Source organism: Kitasatospora sp. NPDC127067 (assembly GCF_042724755.1).
Classification (GTDB): Bacteria; Actinomycetota; Actinomycetes; order Streptomycetales; family Streptomycetaceae; genus Kitasatospora; species Kitasatospora lactacystinica.
Genome location: NZ_JBHXEM010000046.1, coordinates 32,661 through 52,671, shown reverse-complemented (window position 1 = coordinate 52,671; position 20,011 = coordinate 32,661). Strand labels below are relative to the sequence as shown.

Genomic DNA, 20,011 nt, shown 5'->3' with positions numbered 1-20,011 from the left:
TCGCTCTCCCGAGGGGCGGTTCCGCTCGGACTCAGTCCGCCATGGCCTCCAGCAGCGACTCCTGCAGAGCCCCCAGCCACAGGTACGCCATCACCAGCGGCTTGCGCTCGTCGCCGTCCGGCAACTCGTAGAGGCCGTCCTCGTCGTCCTCGGTGACCTCCAGCCGGACGCCGACGGCCAGCCGCAGGTCGTTCAGCGCGCCCAGCCAGCGCTGACAGTCGGGCACCGCCAGCTTGAGCACCCCGCCGTCGCCGAGGCCGTCCAGCGCCCGGACCACGAACAGCGCGTCGTCCCGCTTGCGGGCCCGCAGGTCCAGCTCGGTGAAGCGGCGGAACTCGCCGGACGCGACCCTGGCCTCCTCGTCCTCCGGCTTCCCCGGGTCGCCGTAGGCGTCCGGGAAGAGCCGGGCCAGCGCCGGGTCGGCGGGAGCCTCGGTCGGACCCTCGGCGAACAGCGCGGCCAAGGGGTCGCCACCCTCCCCGCCCGGGCCGGGGCCGATCAGCTCCAGCAACTGCACTTCCAGCGAGCGCAGGATGGAGGCCTCCCACTCGTCCAGCGCGATCGCCGCGCCGCCACCGCCGGCACTCTCGAACAACCCAGCCATCTGTATCGGTCAGCCCGTCTTCGTCGTCTTCGGTCGTACGGCCGGCGGTCCGGCACCCGTCGGGCCGGCCCCGGCCGCCTGTGCACCGGTCGCGCCGGCGCCCGTACCGCCGGCGCCGGTCGGTCCGGCGTCAGTCGTGCTGCAGCGTCGCCCAGAGGCCGTAGCCGTGCATCGCCTGGACGTCGCGCTCCATCTCCTCGCGGGAGCCGCTGGAGACCACCGCCCGGCCCTTGGTGTGGACGTCCATCATCAGCTTCCGGGCCTTGTCCTTCGGATAGCCGAAGTAGGCCTGGAAGACGTACTGGACGTAGCTCATCAGATTGACCGGGTCGTTGTGCACGATGGTCACCCAGGGCGTGTCCGGCTCGGTCACCGGCACCCCCTCGACCTCCGGGCGCTCGATCTCCACGGGCGCGACGCTCAAGCCGGGTCCTCCTCGCTGCACAGTCGTCCGTAACCCCTCATGCCCCATGCTGCCATCCGGGGGACACCCCGGCGATTCCGGCCCGGCACGCTCGCCGAGAAATCGTCACTCTGACGCTAAGTGGTAGTAGCATCATCCGTATGGACGCCACTTCCGTGCGCGCGGCCGGCTCGACCGCGCTGCTCACCGACCGCTATGAGCTCACCATGCTGCAGGCCGCCCTGCGCAGCGGGGCCGCGCACCGCCGCTCCGTCTTCGAGGTCTTCACCCGCCGCCTGCCGAGCGGCCGCCGATACGGCGTCATGGCCGGCACCGGTCGGGTCCTGGACGCCGTCGAGAACTTCCGCTTCACCACCCCCCAGCTGGACTGGCTCGCCGACCAGGACGTGGTCGACGAGACCACCCTGCGCTTCCTCGCCGACTACCGCTTCCGCGGCGACATCCACGGCTACCCCGAGGGCGAGGTCTACTTCCCCGGCTCGCCGCTGCTCACCGTCGAGGGCAGCTTCGCCGAGGCCGTGATCCTGGAGACGGTGATCCTCTCGATCCTCAACCACGACTCGGCCATCGCCGCCGCCGCCTCCCGGATGACCGCCGCCGCCGGCGGCCGCCCGGTGATCGAGATGGGCGCCCGCCGCGCCCACGAGCACGCCGCCGTCGCCGCCGCCCGAGCGGCCTACGTGGCCGGCTTCGCCGCCACCTCCGACCTGGAGGCCGGCTACACCCACGGCATCCCGACCACCGGCACCGCCGCCCACGCCTTCACCCTGGTGCACGACAGCGAACGGGACGCCTTCACGGCGCAGATCGCCTCCATGGGCAAGGGCACCACGCTGCTGGTCGACACCTTCGACCTGCGCGAGGCCGTGCGCACCGCCGTCGAGGTGGCCGGCCCCGAACTGGGCGCCGTCCGGATCGACTCCGGCGACCTCACCCTGCTGGCCCACCGGGTCCGCCGCCAGCTGGACGAGCTCGGCGCCGACCGGACCAGGATCATCGTCACCTCCGACCTCGACGAGTACGCGATCGCCGCCCTGGCCGCCGCACCGGTGGACGGCTACGGCGTCGGCACCAGCCTGGTCACCGGCAGCGGCCACCCGACCTGCGCGATGGTCTACAAGCTGGTCGCCCGCGCCGAGACCGAGGGCGGGCCGATGGTGCCGGTCGCCAAGCGCGCGGCCGGCGGCAAGACCAGCATCGGCGGCCGCAAGTGGGCGGCCCGCCGGCCCGACGCCGACGGCGTCGCCGAGGCCGAGGTGGTCGGCACCGGACCCGTCCCGGACGGGCTGCGCCCCCACCTGGTGCAGGTGCCGCTGGTGCTGGACGGCGAGACCGTCGGCCGGGAGCCGCTGAGCGCCGCCCGCGAGCGGCACGTGCGCGCCCGCGCCGCCCTGCCGCTGTCGGCCACCCAACTGTCCAAGGGCGACCCGGTGCTGCCGACCGAACTGGTCCTGCCCGCCGGGCCGGCCCACTGACCGGAGCCCGGGGCCGGGACCGGCCCACCGGACCGGCCCCGGGGACTTCCGCCCCCGCGCGCCACTCCCTACAGTCAACCGTAGAGTTCCCCGAGTTCCCCCGGAGCTCCCCGAGTACCCCCCGCGCCCGCCGCGGCCGGGCCGCGTACTCCCGAGGGCTCCCCCCACCGGGGCGCCGCCTCCCGCGGGCCCCCGAGATCCGAGGATGCGAGCCATGCACCGGGCACTGATCGTCGTCGACGTGCAGAACGACTTCTGCGAGGGCGGCAGCCTGGCCGTCGCCGGCGGCGCCGAGGTGGCCGCCGCCATCACCGACCTGATCGCCGAGTCCTCCCCCGGCTACCACCACATCCTCGCCACCCGCGACCACCACATCGACCCGGGCGACCACTTCTCCGCCGAGCCGGACTACGTCGACAGCTGGCCGCCGCACTGCGTGGCCGGCACCGAGGGCGTGGGCTTCCACCCCAACTTCGCACCCGCCGTCATCTCCGGCGCGGTCGAGGCGGTCTTCGACAAGGGCGCCCACTCGGCGGCGTACAGCGGCTTCGAGGGGCTGGACGAGAACAACCGCGGTCCGGTGGAGTGGCTGCGCGAGCGGCAGGTCGACCAGATCGACGTGGTCGGCATCGCCACCGACCACTGCGTCCGGGCGACCGCGCTGGACGCGGCCCGGGCGGGCTTCACCACCCGGGTACTGCTGGACCTCACCGCCGGGGTCGCCGCGGAGACCACCGCCGCCGCGCTGGCGGAGCTGCGGGCGGCCGGGGTCGAGCTGGTCGGCACACCGCTGGTCCGTCCGTAGCGGCTCGCGGGGGTGCTCGCGGGGGTGCTCGCGGGGGTGCTCACCGGGGGGTGTGTTCGCGGGGTCGTGCCCGCCGGGGCGTTCCCGCGGGGCCGCTCAGACCACCAGCAGCTCCACCACGTCCGTCCCGCCGGCCCGGTACGCCTCGCGCAGTTCGCCGCCGACCACGTCCGGGTCGGCGGCCAGCCGGGCCCCGCAGACGTACACCACGCGGACGCCCAGGTACTCCATCCGGTGCTGGCCGCCGCGCACCCAGGCGGCCTCGCCCTCGCTCACGCAGCGCAGCTCCGAGTCCACCTCCACCGCGACGCCCCGCTCCGGCCAGTAGAGGTCCGGGACGGCGATGTACGTACCGCCGCGCATCCGCAGCTCGGGGGCGCTCAGCGGCGCCGGCAGCAGCCACTCGTCCACCAGGCCCCCCAGCCGTTCCAACACCAAATCCCGCTCGGTGGCCAGCAGTTCGTCCAGCGCGGCACGCACCCGCGGCTCGCAGGTCAGACCGGAGTCGGTCAGCTCGGCCACCAACTCCCGCACCGTGCAGTGGTTCCCGGGCAGAGCGAGGGCCTCCCTCAGCACCTCGCGCACCGGGGCCGGGCCGCCCGACGGCTCCGCCGTCCACTCGACCAGCGCGTCGGCCACCGCCCGGGCCACCGGCGCACAGGCCAGCCCGTGCACCGAGCGGGCCACCAACTCCCGTTCGGTGCGCCGGATCCGGACCTCACCGACGTCCTTCAGCCGGCGCTGCCGGGGCACCAGGACGTCCACCCCCGTCACGGCGGGCAGCCGGGGCACGACGGTGAAGCCGTACAGCGCCAGCGCGGCCGTGCCGGTGATCACCGCACCCTCCCGGCGGCCCTCCTCGCGACCGTTCTGCGCGGCGTACAGCAGCGCGGCCCACATCCGCTGCTCGGGGGTGGGCTCGGCGGCCTGCAGCAGGTAGACCCTGGGCAGCATCCGCTGCCAGGGTCCACCCCGACGGCAGTGCTCGGTGATGATCCGGGCCGGCACGCCCCGGGCGCGCAACTGGCTCGCGGTGACGACGTTCTGCTGACGCTTCGCCAGCTCCTCCAGGGACGGCGGCGGCATCGGAATCCGGTAGCTCATGCCGACACCATCCCCAACCCCCCGGACCCGCGACCGGTACCCTGACGCACTGTTACCCAACCGTCGCGAAACCGGGATCAGCCCGCACTAAAGTCCTCATACCCTCACTCATTTGGAGTAATTGACGCTCATCAGGTTGTCATATGTGATCGAAAACGATCGTCGACCTGGTCGCCTGACCCAGAGTGACCAAAGGCATACGGCGAGGGATGCCCAAGGCGTCAATCCCGCCCCGGGGATTGCCTAGGCTTACGTCATGTCACGTGACGAGACCGCCGGCCTCCGCGCGGCCCAGCTCCGCCTCGGCCGCCTGCCCGGATACGTCCGCCGCCCGGACCCCGCCCGCCGCAGCGGCGAAAAGGGCCATACGTACAAGAAGGGCTGGGAGGTCCGCTTCACCGCCCGCAGTGAAGCCGAGATAGCAGAGATCCGCGACCTCGTGGTCGCCGCCGGGTTCGCCCCGGCCAGGCCCTTCTTCAAGGGCCATCAGCTCATCCAGCCCGTCTACGGCATGGCCGCCGTACAGGCCTACCTGGCCGCTAGACAGGCCGCCGAGGAACACGCCGCCCGGGCCGCCCTCGGCCGCCGACGACGGGCCCCGGGGCAGCCCGCCGGGGAGCACGCCCCCGGAGCCGTCACGGGCGGCGGGCACACCCCGGGGACGCACACCCCGGGGACGCACGGCTCCGGGGCGCTCTCCGCCGGTCCGCACGCCTCCGGGTCGCTCTCCGTCGGTCCGCACGCCTCCGCAGCGCACGCCTCTGCAGCGCACGGCTCCGGGGCGCACGCCGCAGGCGCCGCGCACCGGCGCGAGCGCGAGGAGGCCGCCGCCGGAGCAGCCGCGGCGGCTGCGGCCGCGGCCGCCGCAGTGGCACAGGCGGCCCGGCGACGGGCCGTCGAAGCCTTCCCGACCCAGGTCGAGCGGGACACCGCCGTCGACCGGATCACCCCCACGGAGGCCCGTACGACCTCCTGACCGGCGGCCGCTCCGCCCGCCCTCCCGCCCCGGCCGGTCCCGTTCAGGCCGGTTCCGTTCAGGCCGGTCCCGTTCAGGCCGCCGGGGCGCGGTCGATGTGCCCGGCGGCGCCCGGCCGCCACGGAACCGCCCCGACGCGCGGCGCGTGCCCGGCCCACCGCATCGGCCGTCCACCGCTTCCGCAGCGCGCCCAGTCCGCGCACTCCGTCAACGCCGTCAACGCCGTCAACGCCACGCGCACGACCGTCACCGTGATGACGACCGTGCCCCCGTCCGTGGTGATCTCCGCGACGATCGTGAGTGCGGTTGTGCGGGTGGTTGTGCGGGCGCAGGTTCGCGCCCTGAGCGTGGACGCCAGCCTCCTCAGGCCCTACGGTGTCACATCAACTGCCTTGCAGCCACAGCCGTCCTAAACGCTCTGACCAGCTGCGACACGCTCGCACCTACGAGTCCCCCGCCACTGCGCAGTACTGCCCCGCCGGCCCTCGCCGGCCACCTTCCCGGCCGTCCCGCCGCCGCGCCGCACCCGGCCGCCACCGGAACCGGCCTGGCGGCGGCGGGTTCCGGGCATTCCATCGGATTGGTCACCCAGCGCACCGAGGGCCTACCGTAGAGTGAGCACAGATGATCGACCGTCAGAAACCCATCTCCCTTTCCGAGAAGCCGAGATGACCAACCGTCACGAGAGTTCCGCCGAGCCGCCCCCGGGGCCCGGCGAGCCGGCGGACGTACCACTGGAGTTCACCGCGTTCTGCGAACTCCACCGCCCCCGGTACCTCAGCTATGCGCGCGTGTGGCTGACCGAGCACGCCGCCGCGGCCATCGCCGTCCAGCAGGCCTTCGCGGAAATCGCGGTGCACTGGCGGGAGTTGATGGGCAGCTCCAACCCGACCGCGCACGCCTGGGAAATCCTGCGCGGCACCGTCGCCGAACACACCCGCCGGGTGACCGCCGACCCGGACCGGCACCCGGCCGAGGACGACCTGGCGATCCTGCACTACGTCGTCGGCCTCGCCGCCCCCGAGATCGCCGACGTCATCGGCACCGACGCCGCCAGCGTGGCCGGACGGCTGCGCCGCACCATGCTGCGCGAGGCCTCCGGCTGGTGACCCCGCGCCCCCGCCGCCGCCCCCGGCCCGGCCTCAGACCCGTTCGCCCGTCACGTCGAACAGATGGTGCACCGGGTCGTGGATCAGGTACCGGGCGAACGACTCGACCGTGAACCGCGCCCCGTCGCTGCGGTTCCCGGTCCGCCCCCACTGCTCGCCGGCCACCCGCTCGAAGGCCCCTGCGAGCCTCTCCGCGGCCTCCGCCAGCTCCCCGGCCACCACCTTCGGGTCCTGCTCCCCGTAGCGCTCTGCGACGGCCGTGTCGTCCTGGTCCCAGTTCGGGAACAGCGGGTCCTCCAGGTCCAGCATCAGGCCCAGCCGGACCTCGAACAGCCGGAAGACGTCCCGGACGTGGCACGCGTACTCCAGGTCCGACCACACCCCCGCGGCGGGCCTGCGGCGCAGTCCGTCCGCCTCCCCCGCCAGCACCGCCAGCCAGCCCTCCGCATTGGCCCGGACCATCCCGGCAACGTCCTCCCGGACCACCCGCGGAGTGTCCAACCCGCAGTCGGGACACGGGCGTTCCAACACCCAGGTCCAGTCCTTGGTGTCCGGGACGATCCCGGCGTCGGTGCTGTCGGTGGCGGCGATCGACATGCTCTCGACCGGCATGCTCTCAGAAGTGCTCATGGGCCCAGCATCTCCACCACCCGACAAGCCCCACCAGTGGCAATGACGCCAGCGATCGCCGAAATGCTGCCACCCCCGGCGCACTCACCGGCGCATTCCCCCATCACGCGCCCACATCCCCGCGCGCACTCCAGCCCGGTGCGCACCCGCACGACGGGATCAAATACGTGGACGAACCGGAACCCGGCCCGCCATCCTGGACGCCATGACCGCCGACACCACCAACCCCGCCGACCTCGCCGCCCTCGCCGTGAAACCCACCCTGCACGGCCCCACCATCCGGCTCGTCCCCCTCGACGAACGGCACACCGACCCGATGTGGGAACTCTGCACCGACAAGACGACCAACCGGCTCACCGGCACCCGCACCGCCTTCACCCGCGACCGGATCCACCAATGGTGCGCCACCCGCCCCGACCAGCCCGACCGCCTCGACCTCGCCGTCGAGGACCCCACCACCGGCCGCTTCCTCGGCGAAACCGCCCTCACCGACGTCGACCCCGACAACTCCTCCGCCAGCTTCCGGATCGCCCTCACCCCGGACAGCACCGGCCGCGGCATCGGCACCGAGACCACCCTCCTGGTCCTGCGCCACGCCTTCGAGACCATCCGCCTCAACCGCGTCCACCTCGAAGTCTTCGAGTACAACGAACGCGCCGCCCACGCCTACCGCAAATCCGGCTTCACCCTCGAAGGCCGCTCCCGCCAGGCCCACCACTGGGACAACCGCTACTGGGACATCCTCCAGATGGCCGCCCTACGCGACGAATGGCTCGCCACTCACTGATACGACCCCCCACCAGCCGCCCCCCGCCGCCGCGCCCGCACCACCAGCGCCACGACGCCACCGACCACCAACACCAAACCCCCGGCCGCCACCCCCACCACGACCCCCACCCCGCTCCCGCCGCTCCCGCCACCATCCGCCCCCGGGGCGACAGCCTCCTCCGAAACCCCATCCGTCGGATCGTCCACCGGCGGCGCCCCCTGCGACTCCTTCCGCCCCACCAACGGATTCTCCCGAGGCCCGTTGTCCACGGCAGGATTCGCCTCCAACGCCTTCGCCGGCGCCAGAACCCCGAACCCGTACCGGTCACTCGGCACCGCCGAACCGTCCGCCGGAGGAGTGGCCGTCTTGATCATCCGATTGACCACCTGCCCCGCAGACAGGTTCGGGTACTTCGCCCTGATCAACGCCGCAGTGGCGGACACGTAGGCGGTCGAGTCCGAGGTGCCGTTGCCAACCCCGTACCCTGCCGAGGACTTCGCGCTAGCCCGGTAGATCTCCGCCCCGGGAGCCGTCAGCGTGGTCTCCGGTCCGTATGTGGACTTCTCCCACAGATGTCCCAGCCGGTCCACCGCTCCAACTGCCAGCACACCCGGAAAGGCGGCCGGGTACTCAACCGGCGCACCCTGTTGTCCGCTGTTCCCGTTCGACGCGACGAGGACCACGTCGTGGTCGACGGCGTACTTCACCGCTGTCCTGGTCTCCTGGTCGGTCCCCGAATAACCGCCGATCGACATGTTGATCACCTTGGCACCGCGGTCCACCGCGAACCGGATTCCCTTTGCCAAGCCACTCTGCGCCACGGTGTCATTGGGGGTCCAGCTCACCCGCACTGGAAGGATCTCGACCTTGGGTGCCAGTCCCATGATTCCCGCATTGTCGCCGTGCCCGTGGCCCGCGATGAGGCTGGCCATCCCGGTGCCGTGACCATCCTTGTCGACCGTGCCATCGCTGCCTTCTCCGGAGAAATCAGCACCGGACAGGACCTGTCCGGTCAGATCCTGATGATCCTTCATGACACCGCTGTCGATGACAGCTACGGTCACACCGCTGCCCTGCGATACCGGCCAGAGCGCACTGTCTGCTCGGTAGCTGGCCAGCACCCATTGCGCGTCACGGGTGCTGTCCGCACAGGCCGGCCCTGCCCCCATCACGGCGACCAGGCCGCCAACTGCCAGCGCAGCCGCCCCACGCCGAAGCCGCCAGTCTCCCAAGGCCGGTCACCCCACTCAGCACAGCGGTAGCCCTGTGGTCCGCGAACCACGAGGGCTCCGATCGAATTACCTGGTCTCCAGAAGAACCAGGGTCATTTCACCACGTTCGTGTTGGTGGACTCCCCTGACGCCCAGGTCTCCTCGTCCTCCACCAGGTAGTCCGGCCGCTTTCTGGCCTTCTCCTTGTCCTTGGCAGGCCCGTGCGGCCCACCGAATGGAACTGCGGACCCCGAGGATGCTCCAGAGGTACCTGTCGACTCCGCCCGAATCCGGTTGCGCTGCCCCAGACCGGAACCGCCCTCGGTGAAAGCCTTCTTGCCCCCCGGGGTCGCTTCACCCACAGATCCCTTGCCGCCTGGTAGCGCTCGTCCACCGTCGCCGACCACAGTGCCGCCCGTTCGGCCGGCTCCGGGGCCGACCAGGCCGGGAGTGCCTCCGTGAATGCCCTCAGCGCTCCGTGCGGCGCCACCACGAACGTCGGCCGGCCCGCCCCGCTGGTCATTCCGGCCGATCGTTCCCCGTTCGGCGGGTGTCTGCTTCTCTCGTCCGCCGTCGAACATGCCGGGCGCCGGTTCTCCCTTTCCGGGGCCGAGCCACGTGGGACCGGCACCGGTCTGTGCTCCAGCCGCGGTGGGGGTCGGCATACCCGTAACACCGACCGGCGACGGCGCAGCCGCCGTGGGCTTCGAAACGGTGTTCACGCCATTGACGGCGGTTCCCGCTCCATAGTTGGCCTCTCCGGGCTTTCCCGGGGCCTTGGCCGTTCCGCCCTTGATCCCTGGTTCCGGGGCGATCGGAGTGCTTCCTGAGGCCGTCGCCGGCTTAGAAGCAGCACCGCCACTGCTCACGTTGCGGTTCTGGGGAGCCGTCGAGGCATTCGCGGACTTACCGGCGGTCCCCCCAACCGAATGCAGGTTGCCGGCACCCATACCGGTCATCAAACCGCCCGCCGCAACAAGTGCGCTCTGATCGCTGGCAGTCTGGTCGGAAAAGTCGTCCCGTCCCCCGGGATTCACCGGCGGCCTCTTCGCATCCAGTGGCGGCGGGGGCTTCAGGGCCGGGGTGGCGATGCGGTAGTGCATGGCGAGGGTTTGCATGATGGCGGCCGCTTCGGCCTTCTTGCGGTCGGCGAGGGGGAGGTGTTCGTCGTCGTCGCCGAAGAGGGCGTCGCCGACGGTGTCCTTGACCTTGTCCCAGTTGCCGGGTTCCTCGGGCATGTCGCGCTTGGCCTTGGCCATGGCTTCGGAGGCGGTGTGGAGGATGTTGGCGGCGTCGTTGGCGTAGGCGGCGGCGTTGTTGATGCTGGCGGCCAGGGTGAGCATGCGGGTGTGGAAGGCGTCGCTGGTGGTGCCTTCCCAGGAGGTGGCGGCTTCGGTGCTGGCTTTGGTGAGGGTCTGGCGGATCTGTTTGAGGGTGTCGGCGGCCTTGCGCCAGGGGTCTCCGGCGGCCATCACCGCGCCGGGGTCGAGGGCCTGTGCCATGGTGCGGAGCTGGGCGTGGCTGTACTTGGTGAAGTCGGTGTAGACCACGGGCGGTCGGCCTCCGTTCGGTCCGGGCGGGCGGCGGTCAGACGGTGGCGTTGCCGCGGGTGGACGGGGTGAGGTTCTGCTGGGCCGCGGCCTGGCTGCCGGCGGAGGGGTGGGCGACGGACCAGCCGTCGTCGCCGAGTTTGAGTTTCGCGGCGGCGTGCTGGTCCTGCTCCTCGTAGTTGGTGGCGGTGAGGTCGGCCTTCTGCTGGGCCTCGTTCACGGCTTCCTGGAGCTGGTTGAGGACGTCGCGCAGCGCGTCCCGCATGGTGCCGTAGCGGCCGTGGATCTCGGTGGCTTCGGCGAAGGTGCCGAAGGCGTTCTTGCCGATGCCGCTGCGGCCGTGGGTGTCGCTGCCGTCGGCGTGTTTCTGGAAGTCGGCGAGCAGCAGCCGTACTTGGCCGGCGAAGGCGCGGAGTTGTTCGACTTCGATGCGGTAGCCCTGTCCGGCTCCGCCGGTCGATCCGGTTCCGGTGGTCCCTGATCCCATTTCGGCGCCTCCCCCGTGCGTCCGTCCCTGGCGGTCGGGGCCGGGCCCCGGTGTCTCATGTCTAACACACCGGGCCCGAATCCCGCCCGGGGCTTGGTCAGTTCGCGGTCGTCCCGGTCCGTCGGGCGTCGGTGAGGGCGCGTCGGCAGAGCGAGTCGGCGTGCCGGGTGGTTTCGGGGAGGCGGTAGTGGCGGGCGAGTTGGAGGGTGGTGCGGACGGCGGTGTCGAGGCCGGTGCGGTGGCCGACGGAGACGAAGACGGGTTTCACGCCTTCCCTGGTGCGGACGGCGCGGCCGACCTCCTCGCCGGTGGCGGGGTCGGTGAGCGGGGTCCAGGAGCCGCGGGGCGCGTCGGGTTCGTGGTGGTCGAAGGTGAAGGGGGTCTTGGCGACGCCGAGGGTGCGCAGTCCGGTGAGGACGCCGAGGTGGCTGGCGAGGCCGAGGCGGCGGGGGTGGGCGAGGCCGTAGCCGTCGCAGACGACGAGGTCGGGGGTGCGGGTGAGTGCGGCCAGTGCGTCGAGGACGGCGGGGAGTTCGCGGAAGGCGAGGAGTCCGGGGACGTACGGGAAGGCGATCCGGCCGACGGCGGTGGCCTGTTCGACGACGGCGAGGGTGTCGGGGTCGAGCAGGACGGCTGCGGCGGCGACGAGGTCGTGGTCGTCGTCGTAGGCGACGTCCACGCCGGCGACGAGCGCGTCGGGGCCCGGGTCGCCGGGGGCCGGGTCGCCGGGGCCCTTGTCGTCGTGGGCCTGGACGAGCGGGCGCAGCCGCTCCTGTTCGGCGAGTGCCTCGGCCTCGGTGGTGGGCCAGTCGGCGGGGATGGGCATGGTCGGTTCCCCCGGGTGCGGTGGTGTGCGGCGGTGCGTGGTGTCGACGGGTTTCGCCTCACCGTACCGACCGGGCCGGACGACCCCGGGGTGAGCCCGTGCGCCCCCTGTGCCCCCGCGTTCGGGGGCTAGCCTGGACGTACCCGTCTCCCCGCGGGGTAGGACCGCTGGAACCCGGCACCATTCCCGCCCGTTTCCCCCGACGTGCGAAGGACCTCCGCCATGCCGCGCCCCTCCGTCGCCCAGGTCTGCCTCGGCTCGTTCACCGTCGTCGCCACCACGGTGGTGCTGCTGGCCGTTTCGGGTGCTTCGGGCGTCCTGGCGGTCGCGGTGCTGGTGGGGTTCGCGCTGGTGCTCGGCACCGTGGTGACGGTGCTTTCGATGTCCGCCGCCACCGCGAGGGCCGCCACCGCGGGGGCCGCGACTGTGGGGGACGCGACCGTGGAGGCGGGCGCCGCGGACCCGGCGCGGGCGCCCCGCCCCGCTGCGGCCGCCACCGGGCACGCGTACGCCCGGCAGCGCTGATCCGCCGCCGGGCGCCGGTGTGTCCTGCGCCGCCGCTCAGACCTCCGTGGTGACCACCACGGTCTTCGCGGCCTTGTCGTGCAGGCATTGCCGGTAGGGCTTGTCGAAGACGCCGAAGAACCCGTCGATGATCCACCAGAGCGCGGCGCAGCAGAGCACGGCCGGGAGGATGAAGACGGCTGCGCGGGTCCAGGCGGCGGCCGGGGTCGGTTTGTTCCCGTCGACGAGCATGGCGACGCGGACCTTCGTCGCCTTCTTGCCGAGGGTCTGGCCGTCCCGGCTGAGCATCAGGGCGTCGTAGACGAGGTAGATGGCGCAACCGAGCCAGAACGCCTCGGTGGAGCCGTTGCGCGTGCCGAGGTCGACGAAGGGTCCCACGATGATCACGGCGACGGCCTGCACCAGGAGGTAGTCGATCAGCCGGGCGAGGATCCGTTTGGGCCAGGTGCCGAGCGGCGGCATGCCGGGGACGGGGCCGGCGCCGGGGGTGCCGTACGCGCCGGGGCCGTAGCCGTGGCCGTACCCGGGCGGCGTCCGGTCGTACGGGGGTTGGCCGTACGGGGCTTGGCCGTACGGGCTCTGACCGGGGGTCGGCTCGCCGTACGGGCTTCCTCCGTAGGTGCCCTGGTAGGCGCCGGGGCCGCCGGACGGCTCGTGGGGCGGCTCGGGCGGCTCGTGGGACGGGGTCGGGCCCGACGGCTCGCCTTCCGGCGTGCCGCCGCCCGACTGCGGGGGCTGCTTGTCGAAGGAGGGCTTGCCGCCCCCCTCCGGCTGGGGGCCTGAGGGGTCGTGGGTGCTCATGACCCCGAGTAGAACATCACACATTCTCGATGTTTGGGACATTTTGTCCGTTTTGCACTGGGCCTACCGGCCCTCAGCCGCGCACCACCCGGGTGCGGGCCGCGCGGTCCTGCCACCCCCGCCGCGCCGTCCGGTCGAACACCGGCCAGACCAGGCCGAGCAGCAGCACCGTGCCGAGTTGCCGCACCGCCCACCGGAGGAGCGAGCGGCCGAGGCTCAGTCTGGTCCGGCCGGCCGGAGCGGCGGTGTCCACCACGCGGATCCGGGCCAGCCGCTTGCCGAAGGTCTGGCCGGTACGGGCGACCGGCAGCACCTCGTAGAGCAGGCTGACGAACAGCAGGATGCCGATCAGGACGGCGATCTTGCCCAGCACCACGTCGTCCACCAGCCAGACCTGGATCTGACGCCGACTGAGGGCGCTGGCCATCCGGGCCTGGTCGACCTTCTGCTGGAGGTGGTCGGTCACCGAGCGGCCGAGCGGAATGCCGGCGGCGACCGCGACCACCAGCAGCACGGCGGTGTCCACCGTCCGCGCCGCCAGGCGACGGCCGAGGCCGGCCGGCACGGCGACCCGGGCGGTGCGGGCCGTCCGGGCGGTGCGGGTGACGCCGGCCGCCCGGGAAGGCGCGGTGGCGGCGGGGGCGGCGGCGGACGGGCGGGGCTGGACGGCGGTCTCCCGCACCGTCCGTACGGCCGGCAGCGGGGCGGCGGCGGCCGCCATGGCCCCGGCGGTCGCGGCGACCGCAGTCACCGGCTTCGGGGCGACCGCAGCCGGGGCCGGGGCCTGGACCAGGGCCGGAATCGCCTTCTCGCCGACCATCGGCACCGGGCCCGAGGCCAGAACGGCCGGCACCGGCGTCTCCCGCACGGTCACCGCCGCGGCGGGAGCGCCGGCCGCGGCCAGTTCGACGGCAGCCGGAGCACGCCCGGGCTCCGCACACCCCTCCTCCGCATCGAGCGCCTCCGGAAGCACCCCCCAGGAGACCCAACGCGGCGCGTCGCCCGTCTCCATCAGGCCCGGCTGCGCCCGGGGATCGGCCTGCCACCCGGACTCCCCGACCACGGGCACCGGGGCCGGCCCCGAACCCAGGGCCGCGCCCGCCCCCTGGACCGCCTCGGGCACCGCACCGACGGCCACCGGCCCCTCCAGGGGCCCGGGCAGCCCGGCACCGGCGAAGCCCGACGGGGCCACCGGCAAAACCCCCGGCGAAACGCCCGATGAAACGCCCGGCCCGTCGACCGTCCGGAACACCGGCCCGCCGATCACCTCCGCCACCCGCGGCCCGAGCACGAAGGACGCCCCACCCGAGGTCTGGTCGAAGTACACCGGCCCGGTGTCACCCCCACCCGCGGGCGGCCCGACCCGTACCTCCGCCACCGCCCCCGGCACCACCGGCTCCGGGGCCATCCGCTCCGGAGCCACCGGCTCCGGCGCCGCTGCCGCCTCCGGGACCCCGGCCGGCTCCGGCACCACCATCGGCACCACCGGCGGCCGCACCGCCGCACCCCCCGGGGCGGGCCGCCGCGTCGCGTACCGGGGCGGCTGCAGCACCTCGCCGCCGGCGGGCGCGGGCCGGCTGGTGCCGGGCACCCAGGCCGAGCCGCCCCAGTACCGGACGAAGCCTGGGATGGAGGGGTCGGGGTAGTAGCCGGGCTCGGGTGCGACGGCCGGGTCGCCGTCGGCGGCGAAGGGGCGGTCCGTCATGGGGGTCTTCTTTCCTGGCAGGTCCTGACGAGGACGGCGCGGGCCGACCGGGCCCGACCACCGCAGACGCGTCCACGCGCGCGCACGACCCGGCGCGCGCCCTGCGCTCGGCGCGCGTGGGGGCGCCACCGATGGGCGGACAGTCGCCGGACAGTCACAAAGGGTAGTACCTCACCGAAGCCGTGACGGAAAGTTCGCGATTCCCCGGACAGCAGGGGGTAGCTCAAGGTAGGGAACCCAGCGCACGACGTTTGCTCGCGCGCCGTGCCACCCGCCGTTCACCACCCTCACCAAACTTCCCGAAGAAATCCCGGAAACGTGTGTAAGAGCCGGTGCGGACCGCCCTCTCAAAGGTCACAGGGGCCCGGAACCGGGCACCGCCCGAAGGCAGAGAGGAAGACGATCATGGAGCGTCCCGTCAGCGTCGTCGAGCACGAGCTGGAGCTCAACCTGGTGCTCTCGCCGGAGCACAGCGTCCCCGTCCCGGCCCGGCTGTCCTACGGCAGCCACGACCCGTACGCGGTGTACATCACCTTCCACCTGGACACCGGTTCGCCGGTGACCTGGGTGTTCGCCCGCGAGCTGCTGGTCGAGGGCACCTTCCGCCCGTGCGGCCAGGGTGACGTGCGGATCTGGCCGACCCGTTCGGGCCGGCGCAGCGTGCTCTGTCTGGCGCTGAGCTCGCCCGCCGGGGACGCCCTGCTGGAGGCCCCGCTGCCGGCCGTCGCGGCCTGGCTGGAGCGGGCGCACCGGCTGGTTCCGCCGGGCAGCGAGCTGGCCGCGCTGGACATGGACGGCTCGCTCGCCGAACTGCTCGCCTAGGCATGCGCCGCAGCGTGCACCGGCTCGTACACCAGCACCAGCACCAGCACCCGAACCAGCAGCACCAGCATCAGCACCCGGACGAACACCCCCAGGAACGCGACCACGCCCGCAAGGACCAGCGGCGGCAACGGGAGCGGGGAAGCAGGAGCGGTGCCCCCGCCGGCTCAGCGGGCCGCGGGGGCCTGCTGACGACCGCGGGCGGTGTCCGGCCCTCCGGCGTCCCGCTGTCCGGGCAGCCGGACCAGCGGCGCGCCGGCCGAACGCCGTCGGGCCCTTATCCGGACGGCGGCGGCGAGCAGGAAGCAGAGTCCGACCCACGGATAGACCGAGGTCGGCAGCTGGCGCCACGGTGACATGTCGAGGACGGCCAGGCCGACCGGCTTCGCGGCCCACATCGCGAAGGACAGGAACGCGACCAGCGTGGCCCAGAAGACGACCCGCCAGCGCAGCCGGCGGACGCCGGACGGGCGGGCGTGCTCGACCGAGGCCTCGGCGGCGAGCAGGACGAGCATCGGCACGCACCAGACCCAGTGGTGGGTCCAGCTGATCGGCGAGATCAGGACGGCGGTGACGGCCGCGCAGCAGACGCCCCAGGCCTCGGCCCGGGGCAGCCAGCGGCCGCTGCGCGCGGCCCAGGCGGAGACCGCGAGGCCCGCCAGCGCGATCAGGCCGGCCCCGAGGGTGGCGACGGTGCCGGGGTCGGCGCTGTGCAGCAGGCGGGCGAAGGCGCCGCGCATCGACTGGTTGTCGACGATCCAGGTCTTGCCGACCCGGGAGGAGTCGTAGAGGTACTTGGTCCAGAAGCCCCAGGTGGCGTCCGGCAGGACCAGGGCGCCGAGCAGGAAGGTGCCGAGGAAGGTGAGGCCCGCCACGAAGGCGGCCCGGATCCGACCGGTGATCAGCAGGTAGACCGCGAACAGGCCGGGGGTGAGCTTGATACCGGCGGCGATGCCGATCGCCACGCCCTTGCTCCGCCGCCCGTCCGCACGGGTGAGGTCCCAGAGGATCAGGCAGGCCAGCGCGAGGTTGATCTGGCCGTAGCGGAGCGTGGTGAAGACCGGTTCGAGCCAGACCCCGAGGCCGGTCGCCAGGATCACGCCGATCGGCCGCAGCTCGCGGCGCGGCCAGCCGACCAGTTTGAAGGACAGGTGGGTCAGCAGGGCGAGCAGCCCGACGTTGCCGAGAGTGATCGCCACCCGGAGGAAGGGCACCGGGAACCAGGTGGTCGGGACGAACAGCATCGCCGCGAACGGCGGGTACGTCGCGGGCAGGTTCCACTCGGTGACGCGCAGCGCGTACAGGTCGGTGCCGTTGGCCACGGCGGCGCCCTCGGCCCGGTAGACGATCATGTCCACCATCGAGGTGTGGACGAAGTGGCGGACCACCGCGTACACCAGCAGGGACAGCAGCGCCACGGCGGAGGCCGCCAGCAGCGGACGCCGGGGGGCCTCGCGCAGCGCCCGGACGGGGGCTCCGAGGGCCCGGCGCAGCCGGTCCGACAGGGGGGCGGGCGAGGGGTCGGGTGCGGTCCGCACCGGGCTGCGCTCGTCTTGCACCGCTGTCACTGTCCACTCCGTCCACGGCTCGGCCAACCAGCGACGATACCGGATGCCGTCCGAACGGAACCGGACACAATCAACTACTCAGCGTGACAAAGTGGCTCTGACCGGCCGCACTCCGTCGCGGGCGGAGCGCGAACGGCCGGAACCGGGACAACCTGAACCCGGACGGCCGAAACCAAGACGGCCGAAACCTGGACAGCCGGAACCCGGACGGCCGGAACTTGGACGGCGGTCGCCCCCTCACCTCTGGAACAGCGCGCCCCGGCTCCGCCGCCGTCCGCCCCGCGCGGGCTCCGCCTCCTGGGGCCCGGTGCGCAGCCGCAGCCGGGTCTCGGCGCCGCCGAGCACCGCGGAGCGGCCGAGCGCGACGTCCCCGCCGGTGGACTCGGCGAGCTTGCGGACGATGTCCAGGCCGAGGCCGGTGGAGCCCTCGCCGCCGTGCCCCTCGCCGCGCTTGAGGGCGGCCGCCGGGTCGCTGTACCCCGGTCCGGCGTCGCCGACCAGCACGATCACCGAGCAGTCGGTGGCGAGCACGTCCACCGAGAAGGCGGTCCCGACGGAGGTGTGCCGGAAGACGTTGCCGAGCAGCGCGTCGACGGCGGCCGCGAGGTCCCCGCGCTGGACGGGCACCGGCGCCGCCCGCTCGGCGCCGGCCAGCTGCCAGCGGCGCCCCTCGTCCTCGGCCAGCGCCGACCAGAAGGCGACCCGTTCCCGGATCACCTCGGCGGCGTCGCAGCCGACGGCGACGGCGGGCGCGTCCTCGGGGGCGCGGCGGGCCGAGCGGATGATCTGGTCGACCTCGCGCTCCAGCTGGGCGACCGCGTGCCGGGTGGCGTCGGCCGCGTCGCCCTCGCCGAGCGAGGCGGCGTTGAGCCGCAGCACGGTCAGCGGGGTGCGCAGCCGGTGCGACAGGTCGGCGGCCAGTTCCCGTTCTGCGGCGAGGAGTTGGACCACCCGGTCGGCCATGGTGTTGAACGCGTGGCCGGCCTCGCGCAGTTCCTCGGGGCTGCCCTCGACCTGCTTGCCCTCCACCGGGACCCGCACGGAGAGGTTCCCGGCGCCGAGCGAGCGGGCGGCGGTGGCGAGCTTGCGCGCGGAGGCGACGATGCGGCTGCCCATCCGGTCGGCGACCAGCACCGAGATGGCGACCAGGCCGAGTGCCACGGCGGAGAGCACCTGCCAGGCCGTGGCGACGCCCCGGGTGAGGTCGCTCTCGGCCACGAACACCTCGACCACCGCGGTCCGCCCGGTGTCCACCGCGACGGGCTGGAGCAGGGCGTACCCGCCGGGCACCTTCACGGTGAAGGAGCGGCCCTGCCCGCCGGCCGTGGCGACGTCGGCCGTGGTGGCGCGTCCCTCCCCCAGCATCGGGCCCCCGGGCTCGCCGGTCCCGGCGGCTACCGTCCCGGGGCCGCCTCCGCCCGGCCCGGCTCCGTCGCCCTCGACGGCGTGGACCGCGTCGCCGCCGCCTCCGCTCCCGCCGGTGGTTCCGCTCCCGCCACCGGCTGCCGCGCCGCCGGCTCCAATTCCTCCGCCCGCTCCGCTTCCCCCACCGGCCGCCGCGCCGCCGTGGAGCTCGCCGCCGCCGCCCGCCCCGGCGGGCTGCCCGGCCGCCGGAAGGTGCACCGCCATCCGCCCCTGCCCGCCGGCGTCCGTACTGGCCAGCGCCCGGGTGATCGCGTCCTCGTCGGTGGTGATCGCCAGGGCCGGCCCGAGCGCCGCGGCCTGCCGCTCGGCGGCGGTGAAGGCCCGGTCCCGTGCGGTCTGCTGGACCATCAGTCCGAGCGGGATCAGGAAGGCCAGCGCGACCATGGTGGTCCCGGCGACGGCGGCCTTGATCAGGGCCCAGCGCAGCGAGCGCCCGAAGCGCCTCATGTCCGGTGCTCCGCCACGCCCCCGACGGCTTCCAGCCGGACCCCGACGCCCCGGACGGTGTGCAGGTAGCGGGGGTTGGAGGCGGTCTCGCCGAGCTTGCGGCGCAGCCAGGAGAGGTGGACGTCGATGGTCTGGTCGCCGCCGTAGGTCTGCTGCCAGACCTCGGCGAGGATCTCCTTGCGGGGCACCACCACGCCGGGCCGGGCCGCCAGGAAGGCCAGCAGGTCGAACTCACGGCGGGTCAGGTCGAGCGGGCTCCCGTCCAGCGCGGCCTCCCGCCGCTGGAGGTCGATGGCCAGTCCGCCGACCCGCAGCACCTGGGCGACGGGCGCCGCGCCGCTGCCGAAGCGGCGCAGCACGGCGGTCATCCGGGCGCTGAGGTGCTCCCCGGAGAAAGGTTTCACCAAGTAGTCGTCGGCGCCGTCGTTGAGCAGCCGGATGATCTCGGCCTCGTCGTCCCGGGCGGTGGAGATGATCACCGGCACATTGGTCAGGCCCCGGATCATCTTGAGCGCCTCGCTGCCGTCCAGGTCGGGCAGTCCGAGGTCGAGGATCACCAGGTCGCAGCCGACCTGGGCGACCTCCCGCAGCGCCTCCAGAGCCGTGCCCACGCTGCGGACCGCGTGACCGGTGTCGGTCAGGTGGCGGATGAGGGCGGAGCGTACGAAGGGGTCGTCCTCGACCACGAGCACTGTTGCCATGGGCCTGCACGGTACGCCATCGCCGATCAGTGGTCTGTACCTCGGGG

General features: G+C 73.3%; 20 protein-coding genes. 7 read left to right on the top strand and 13 right to left on the bottom strand.

Annotated features, from left to right (window positions below):
• Window positions 1–31 precede the first annotated feature (31 nt).
• Both ACFWJ4_RS19920 and clpS read right to left on the bottom strand, forming a co-directional pair.
• Window positions 32–604: a DUF2017 domain-containing protein gene (locus ACFWJ4_RS19920; protein WP_380545617.1), complete on the bottom strand. Its 573-nt coding sequence runs from the start codon at window positions 602–604 to the stop codon at window positions 32–34.
• A 130-nt stretch (window positions 605–734) separates the two neighbouring features.
• Window positions 735–1,028, bottom strand: a complete 294-nt coding sequence (clpS, locus tag ACFWJ4_RS19915; protein ID WP_049654313.1) for an ATP-dependent Clp protease adapter ClpS — start codon at window positions 1,026–1,028, stop codon at window positions 735–737.
• Window positions 1,029–1,168: 140 nt separating this feature from the next.
• On the opposite strand from clpS, the gene ACFWJ4_RS19910 reads away from it, so the two are divergent.
• Entirely contained in the window at window positions 1,169–2,503 is a 1,335-nt protein-coding gene (locus tag ACFWJ4_RS19910) for a nicotinate phosphoribosyltransferase (protein ID WP_380545615.1), read from the top strand.
• Between the two features lie 214 nt (window positions 2,504–2,717).
• A complete protein-coding gene (locus ACFWJ4_RS19905; protein WP_380545613.1) occupies window positions 2,718–3,308 on the top strand; it encodes an isochorismatase family protein in 591 nt (196 codons plus the stop codon).
• A 96-nt stretch (window positions 3,309–3,404) separates the two neighbouring features.
• Here the strand turns inward: ACFWJ4_RS19905 and ACFWJ4_RS19900 are convergent, their stop codons facing one another.
• Entirely contained in the window at window positions 3,405–4,412 is a 1,008-nt protein-coding gene (locus tag ACFWJ4_RS19900; protein ID WP_380545611.1) for a hypothetical protein, read from the bottom strand.
• 256 nt (window positions 4,413–4,668) lie between these two features.
• On the opposite strand from ACFWJ4_RS19900, the gene ACFWJ4_RS19895 reads away from it, so the two are divergent.
• Together ACFWJ4_RS19895 and ACFWJ4_RS19890 are read left to right on the top strand one after the other, a co-directional pair.
• Complete coding sequence (locus ACFWJ4_RS19895; protein WP_380545609.1) at window positions 4,669–5,388, top strand: hypothetical protein; 720 nt, start codon at window positions 4,669–4,671, stop codon at window positions 5,386–5,388.
• A gap of 668 nt (window positions 5,389–6,056) precedes the next feature.
• On the top strand, window positions 6,057–6,497 hold the full coding sequence (locus ACFWJ4_RS19890; RefSeq protein ID WP_380545607.1) for a hypothetical protein: 441 nt from the start codon (window positions 6,057–6,059) through the stop codon (window positions 6,495–6,497).
• A 33-nt stretch (window positions 6,498–6,530) separates the two neighbouring features.
• Here ACFWJ4_RS19890 and ACFWJ4_RS19885 read toward each other — a convergent pair whose 3' ends face one another.
• Window positions 6,531–7,127: a DinB family protein gene (locus ACFWJ4_RS19885; RefSeq protein WP_380545605.1), complete on the bottom strand. Its 597-nt coding sequence runs from the start codon at window positions 7,125–7,127 to the stop codon at window positions 6,531–6,533.
• A gap of 205 nt (window positions 7,128–7,332) precedes the next feature.
• Here ACFWJ4_RS19885 and ACFWJ4_RS19880 point away from each other — a divergent pair, with 205 nt between their 5' ends.
• Window positions 7,333–7,914 carry a GNAT family N-acetyltransferase gene (locus ACFWJ4_RS19880; protein WP_380545603.1) on the top strand — a complete coding sequence of 194 codons (582 nt, stop codon included), beginning with the start codon at window positions 7,333–7,335 and terminating at the stop codon, window positions 7,912–7,914.
• Here the strand turns inward: ACFWJ4_RS19880 and mycP are convergent.
• The 4 genes from mycP to ACFWJ4_RS19860 form a co-directional block, all read right to left on the bottom strand.
• The gene (gene mycP, locus ACFWJ4_RS19875; protein ID WP_380545601.1) at window positions 7,908–9,017 is read right to left on the bottom strand and encodes a type VII secretion-associated serine protease mycosin; all 1,110 of its coding nucleotides are present in this window, start codon (window positions 9,015–9,017) and stop codon (window positions 7,908–7,910) included. The genes ACFWJ4_RS19880 and mycP overlap by 7 nt on opposite strands.
• Before the next feature lie 203 nt (window positions 9,018–9,220).
• A complete protein-coding gene (locus ACFWJ4_RS19870; RefSeq protein WP_380545599.1) occupies window positions 9,221–10,657 on the bottom strand; it encodes a hypothetical protein in 1,437 nt (478 codons plus the stop codon).
• 37 nt (window positions 10,658–10,694) lie between these two features.
• Entirely contained in the window at window positions 10,695–11,144 is a 450-nt protein-coding gene (locus ACFWJ4_RS19865) for a hypothetical protein (protein ID WP_380545597.1), read from the bottom strand.
• A 97-nt stretch (window positions 11,145–11,241) separates the two neighbouring features.
• Entirely contained in the window at window positions 11,242–11,970 is a 729-nt protein-coding gene (locus ACFWJ4_RS19860; protein ID WP_380545595.1) for an endonuclease V, read from the bottom strand.
• A 222-nt stretch (window positions 11,971–12,192) separates the two neighbouring features.
• On the opposite strand from ACFWJ4_RS19860, the gene ACFWJ4_RS19855 reads away from it, so the two are divergent.
• Complete coding sequence (locus tag ACFWJ4_RS19855; RefSeq protein ID WP_380545594.1) at window positions 12,193–12,495, top strand: hypothetical protein; 303 nt, start codon at window positions 12,193–12,195, stop codon at window positions 12,493–12,495.
• Between the two features lie 36 nt (window positions 12,496–12,531).
• Here the strand turns inward: ACFWJ4_RS19855 and ACFWJ4_RS19850 are convergent, their stop codons facing one another.
• Window positions 12,532–13,296 carry an RDD family protein gene (locus tag ACFWJ4_RS19850; protein ID WP_380545592.1) on the bottom strand — a complete coding sequence of 255 codons (765 nt, stop codon included), beginning with the start codon at window positions 13,294–13,296 and terminating at the stop codon, window positions 12,532–12,534.
• A 73-nt stretch (window positions 13,297–13,369) separates the two neighbouring features.
• Window positions 13,370–15,001: an RDD family protein gene (locus tag ACFWJ4_RS19845; protein ID WP_380545590.1), complete on the bottom strand. Its 1,632-nt coding sequence runs from the start codon at window positions 14,999–15,001 to the stop codon at window positions 13,370–13,372.
• A gap of 405 nt (window positions 15,002–15,406) precedes the next feature.
• Between ACFWJ4_RS19845 and ACFWJ4_RS19840 the strand changes: the two genes are divergently transcribed.
• Window positions 15,407–15,823 carry an SsgA family sporulation/cell division regulator gene (locus ACFWJ4_RS19840; RefSeq protein ID WP_097237712.1) on the top strand — a complete coding sequence of 139 codons (417 nt, stop codon included), beginning with the start codon at window positions 15,407–15,409 and terminating at the stop codon, window positions 15,821–15,823.
• Window positions 15,824–15,990: 167 nt separating this feature from the next.
• Here the strand turns inward: ACFWJ4_RS19840 and ACFWJ4_RS19835 are convergent, their stop codons facing one another.
• From ACFWJ4_RS19835 to ACFWJ4_RS19825, 3 genes are all read right to left on the bottom strand, one after another.
• Entirely contained in the window at window positions 15,991–17,391 is a 1,401-nt protein-coding gene (locus tag ACFWJ4_RS19835; protein WP_380545588.1) for a glycosyltransferase 87 family protein, read from the bottom strand.
• Window positions 17,392–17,628: 237 nt separating this feature from the next.
• Window positions 17,629–19,200, bottom strand: a complete 1,572-nt coding sequence (locus tag ACFWJ4_RS19830) for a sensor histidine kinase (RefSeq protein ID WP_380545624.1) — start codon at window positions 19,198–19,200, stop codon at window positions 17,629–17,631.
• Window positions 19,201–19,259: 59 nt separating this feature from the next.
• Window positions 19,260–19,964, bottom strand: a complete 705-nt coding sequence (locus ACFWJ4_RS19825) for a response regulator transcription factor (protein ID WP_380545586.1) — start codon at window positions 19,962–19,964, stop codon at window positions 19,260–19,262.
• Window positions 19,965–20,011: the final 47 nt, after the last annotated feature.

Coding starts and splice junctions, on each gene's coding strand:
- ACFWJ4_RS19840 (WP_097237712.1), top strand. CDS start 15,407: ATGGAGCGTCCCGTCAGCGTCGTCGAGCACGAGCTGGAGCTCAACCTG.
- ACFWJ4_RS19865 (WP_380545597.1), bottom strand. CDS start 11,144: ATGGGATCAGGGACCACCGGAACCGGATCGACCGGCGGAGCCGGACAG.
- ACFWJ4_RS19885 (WP_380545605.1), bottom strand. CDS start 7,127: ATGAGCACTTCTGAGAGCATGCCGGTCGAGAGCATGTCGATCGCCGCC.
- ACFWJ4_RS19895 (WP_380545609.1), top strand. CDS start 4,669: ATGTCACGTGACGAGACCGCCGGCCTCCGCGCGGCCCAGCTCCGCCTC.
- ACFWJ4_RS19880 (WP_380545603.1), top strand. CDS start 7,333: ATGACCGCCGACACCACCAACCCCGCCGACCTCGCCGCCCTCGCCGTG.
- ACFWJ4_RS19855 (WP_380545594.1), top strand. CDS start 12,193: ATGCCGCGCCCCTCCGTCGCCCAGGTCTGCCTCGGCTCGTTCACCGTC.
- ACFWJ4_RS19890 (WP_380545607.1), top strand. CDS start 6,057: ATGACCAACCGTCACGAGAGTTCCGCCGAGCCGCCCCCGGGGCCCGGC.
- ACFWJ4_RS19850 (WP_380545592.1), bottom strand. CDS start 13,296: ATGAGCACCCACGACCCCTCAGGCCCCCAGCCGGAGGGGGGCGGCAAG.
- ACFWJ4_RS19920 (WP_380545617.1), bottom strand. CDS start 604: ATGGCTGGGTTGTTCGAGAGTGCCGGCGGTGGCGGCGCGGCGATCGCG.
- ACFWJ4_RS19860 (WP_380545595.1), bottom strand. CDS start 11,970: ATGCCCATCCCCGCCGACTGGCCCACCACCGAGGCCGAGGCACTCGCC.
- ACFWJ4_RS19905 (WP_380545613.1), top strand. CDS start 2,718: ATGCACCGGGCACTGATCGTCGTCGACGTGCAGAACGACTTCTGCGAG.
- ACFWJ4_RS19825 (WP_380545586.1), bottom strand. CDS start 19,964: ATGGCAACAGTGCTCGTGGTCGAGGACGACCCCTTCGTACGCTCCGCC.
- ACFWJ4_RS19900 (WP_380545611.1), bottom strand. CDS start 4,412: ATGAGCTACCGGATTCCGATGCCGCCGCCGTCCCTGGAGGAGCTGGCG.
- ACFWJ4_RS19910 (WP_380545615.1), top strand. CDS start 1,169: ATGGACGCCACTTCCGTGCGCGCGGCCGGCTCGACCGCGCTGCTCACC.
- ACFWJ4_RS19830 (WP_380545624.1), bottom strand. CDS start 19,200: ATGGTCGCGCTGGCCTTCCTGATCCCGCTCGGACTGATGGTCCAGCAG.
- ACFWJ4_RS19845 (WP_380545590.1), bottom strand. CDS start 15,001: ATGACGGACCGCCCCTTCGCCGCCGACGGCGACCCGGCCGTCGCACCC.